The sequence below is a fragment of the Bacillus proteolyticus genome, from assembly GCF_001884065.1.
Taxonomy (GTDB): Bacteria; Bacillota; Bacilli; order Bacillales; family Bacillaceae_G; genus Bacillus_A; species Bacillus_A proteolyticus.
In genome coordinates this window covers 1-3,854 of the sequence record NZ_MACH01000106.1, presented here as the reverse complement: position 1 = coordinate 3,854, position 3,854 = coordinate 1, and the positions used below count along the sequence as shown (strand labels likewise).

Below are 3,854 nucleotides of genomic sequence, written 5' to 3'. Positions count from 1 at the left end.
GGGATTTAACGATTATGTGGTAGATTATCTTGGTTACTTGTGGCCGTTTGGTGAAATGAGTAACACACCAGCGATTTATGTGTCCAATATGATGATTAAGCGAGTTGTTTCACCTGGGATGACGAATGAATGGGAAGACCAATTTGCTTTTACTTTCTTACGAAGTATGCAAGTAGCAAATGGCAAGTTATCCAGTGCCTTTTTACCACTAGATAAAGCGCTCTCTTTCTATGAAGCTGTTCATACTTCAATAGAAAGAGAGGCCGATTAAATGGGCTTTCAAGTAGATTTAAAGGAATTCAATGAAATACTGGCAAAACTCCAAAAAGACACCAGTAAAACCAATAATCAACTTGAACAAGCCAAAAACGCATTGAATGGCATTATCCAGGCCGATGCCATGCAGGGTGCAACAGGAAATGCGATTGTCAACGACATCAATAATAACCAAAGTGCAGTTGTGACTGGGTTGAAAGTTACCAATGAATTTCTCATTGCTGAAATGTTGACAACTTTAAAAGATTTTCAGTCAAAAACGGGAGAAAGTGATGAGAATGCGGTTATTCTGGAAGATGCATTACTGCAAACACAAAACAAACTTTCCAATCTCCAACCCAAGAAACATGAAATGGATAGTCGCATCTCTAATATTTACAACAGCGTGAACGATTTGATTTCATTGAGTATGCCGAGAAGCCAGTTTGATGAAAAACTGGTTGCAGCCAGCAAAGAACTAGAGGATACGATTCAAAAAGTACAACAATTTGAAAGCAAAAAAGAAAAAAGCAATGCGGAAGACATTCTCGATGCCCTAAACAAGCAAGTTCAAATTGCAGGTAAGATGGGCAGTTTATCTTATACTGATCCGAAACTGCAAGCTTTCTTTGCGCAAGATGCGTTGGCAAAAGGCATTCATGAAATGGATACAGAAATCACGAAAGCGGAAAAAGAGGCGCAACTGCAAGCTGAAACAGAAATGAAGAAAAAACAAGAGGAATGGGCGAAAAATCATCCATTGGAGGCTTGGCTTCAAAACTTTTCCGATAGTGCCGGTGAGAAATGGGATGTATTGAGAAAAGGCACAAAATGGGTAGGGGAGAACATTCCTTTCCTGAAAGGACTTTCTGATGATCTCTTGGCGTTAGAAGGTTTTATAGGGGCGGCAGGTTCCGCGATTAGTGGGGCTGCGATAGGTGCAATGAAATTAGGTTTCCTAATCGCAGAGCTTGGTGAGTGGGGTTATAACTCGATACGCGGCTTAGAAACAGATCAATGGAAACTGGACGATATTTATGGTGCATGGGACGGTACGAAGAAACTCGCCGAGTATGGGATTGTAGGCTCTATCACAATTGCGGCTCCTTATCTTAGTGTTTTCCTAAATAATCCCGCATACACGGACAAAATTCCCGTGCTGGATAACCTCGCTAGAACCTTTAGAAGAGACCAAAAAGAAATGTTCAACGCAGCGAAAGGTTATGTAGAAAAAGCCATGACCGACCCTTATGCTTTTGGTGGCATGGGATTTGATTTTGTCAGTTGTCTTTTCGGCGTTGGTGAAGTAAACGCCGCAGTGAAAGGATCAGCTACAGCCGGAAAAATCGCAGAGGGTAAAAATGTCTTTCTAGCAGCAGGAAAAAAAGGTAAAATAGGTGGTAAGTCGGAAGAAGTAACGGCATTAATGAATAAGTTGCCGAATAGTATCGTGGAGAAGATTAAAAATATTGAGATCCCGAATTTATTTGAACCTTCGTATGCTGGCATTGGAGGAGAAAGAAAGACACTTGGAGAGTTATTTTCTGTTGCTAAGAGTGAAACTAAGGTGCAAGCGCAAAATGCAAACCGGTTATCTGGGGAGAAACTTCCTGCAGAGGGGGTAGGAGAAGCTAATCCAAATATAGTTAGAACTAATATGTTGAAGGAGAAGTATTCACATCTCTCAGCAAGTGAACGCTCGGCAAGATTACAGGAATTGGCTGAAGAAAATGCATATCGCAGGGTTCAAGAAATGGAAAGTAATATACCAGGTGCACATTTCTTAGAAAAGCATGGTGCTCAAACTTCATTGCAATCTCAATTAGACCGGGTACAATATGCAGTTAATCCTACAACTAACATTATTGAAACCTATCCAAATGGTAGATTAAAATTACCTTCTTCAGCTACAAGGTTCTTTAGTCATAGAGACCAATTAAATATGATTGGACGAGCACAGCAAATATTGAAAAATACAGGAGATTTGGATTTAGCTCAGATGCCAATTACTTATAAAAATATGATAGGTTCAGGATATCAGCGAGGCACTTTAAATTATGGACAATCATATACTGGTCAAGTATTTTTTAGAAATAATCAACCAATTACAGCATTTCCAATATGGGGGAGATAGATATGGCAAAAGCAAATATTAATATGTTAAGTAGTATATTAAAGTACATTGATATTAACTATATGACTGATGAGGAGAGTAACAGTGTTTATGCACTAGATATCAATGATGAGAAGAACCAAAAATATATTATTCGTAGATTAATAGTTCCAGGTGTGGAATCTGATTATTCTGAAGGAGCCTTTAAGAGGGCTAAAGAAGTTATAGTAATGGGAATCGAAAACATTGAGACTACTACTAAGATATTTCATCAGATGTCATTTCCTTTTGAAAGTGATATAGTAGATAAAAAAGCTTTTCTTGAGATTATATACCAAGAATTATTTGAAGGAGGAGATGATTATTAGAAGATAAGTATAGTGGACCTGGCATATAGCATTTGAGGTATTTCACAACATATAATGGTTGAAGCCTCAAAGTTAAATAAAGACAAAGCAATTTTATTAAGCTAAGTATTAATAGAGAAAAAAGGTTATGATATTAAAGAGTTTTTAAGTAACCTAGTTTTTTAAGCATTCTTTTCAAGGATGCTTTTTAATTTGATTTTTAAAACGAAATGTAATTTCGTATTTTACTAACGTAAATAATATAATTCCACAAAAAAGGGTTCTGGTGCAAAAATTCCAAGGCTCTTGCAAGTAATCTTCTAATCTTGGACATACTGATAGTATGACTCTAAAAAAGGTGCGTGATCAGTATGGAAAAGGAAAATTTGTTTAAATGGAAGCATTATCAGCCTGAACTAATCTTATTAACAGTAAGGTGGTACCTACGGTACAATTTGAGCTTCCGTAACCTGGTGGAAATGATGGAGGAAAGAGGATTATCAATTGCTCATACAACGATTATGCGCTGGGTTCATCAATATGGATCTCAATTAGAAGAGAAAGTACGACATCATCTTAAATCAACAAATGACTCATGGAGGGTCGATGAAACATATATCATAGTAAAGGTCAATGGATGTACTTATACCCTGCAGTCGATTCAGAAGGGTATACAATTGATTTTTATCTAAGTAAATCAAGAGATAAACAAGCAGCCAAGCGCTTTTTCAAGAAAGCCTTGGCTTTTTCGTATGTTTCTAAACCTCGCGTGATAACAGTAGATAGGAACCCTGCCTATCCTGTAGCGATTCAAGAGTTGAAAGAAGAGAAACATATGCCTGAAGGCATACAACTAAGGCAAGTTAAATATCTCAATAATATAGTGGAACAAGACCACCGGTTTATTAAAAGGCGAGTTCGTTCTATGTTAGGATTCAAGTCGTTTAAAACAGCAATCCCTATATTGAGTGGTGTTGAAGCCATGCATATGATGAAAAAAGGGCAACTTGTTTTACTGGATAAGTCTGTCCAAAACCAGAAAGAATTTATTCATACATTGTTTGGCTTAGCCACATAAGATAGAAATGAAGAGGAAATTGCTACTCTATGTTTCCAACTAACATTTTCGCACCAGAACC

Annotated in this window: 3 protein-coding genes and 1 pseudogene; all 4 read left to right on the top strand. The window is 37.4% G+C overall.

Annotation, left to right across the window (positions count from 1 at the left end; genetic code table 11):
• Positions 1 to 271 (top strand): DUF4176 domain-containing protein (locus BAQ49_RS18770; protein WP_116733482.1); only part of this gene is annotated, 271 nt, incomplete at its 5' end.
• Positions 272 to 2,389 carry a T7SS effector LXG polymorphic toxin gene (locus tag BAQ49_RS18765; RefSeq protein WP_244159117.1) on the top strand — a complete coding sequence of 706 codons (2,118 nt, stop codon included), beginning with the start codon at positions 272 to 274 and terminating at the stop codon, positions 2,387 to 2,389.
• 2 nt (positions 2,390 to 2,391) lie between these two features.
• Positions 2,392 to 2,736 carry a hypothetical protein gene (locus BAQ49_RS18760; RefSeq protein ID WP_071746617.1) on the top strand — a complete coding sequence of 115 codons (345 nt, stop codon included), beginning with the start codon at positions 2,392 to 2,394 and terminating at the stop codon, positions 2,734 to 2,736.
• Between the two features lie 350 nt (positions 2,737 to 3,086).
• A pseudogene (locus BAQ49_RS18755) lies at positions 3,087 to 3,793 on the top strand (IS6 family transposase).
• Positions 3,794 to 3,854: the final 61 nt, after the last annotated feature.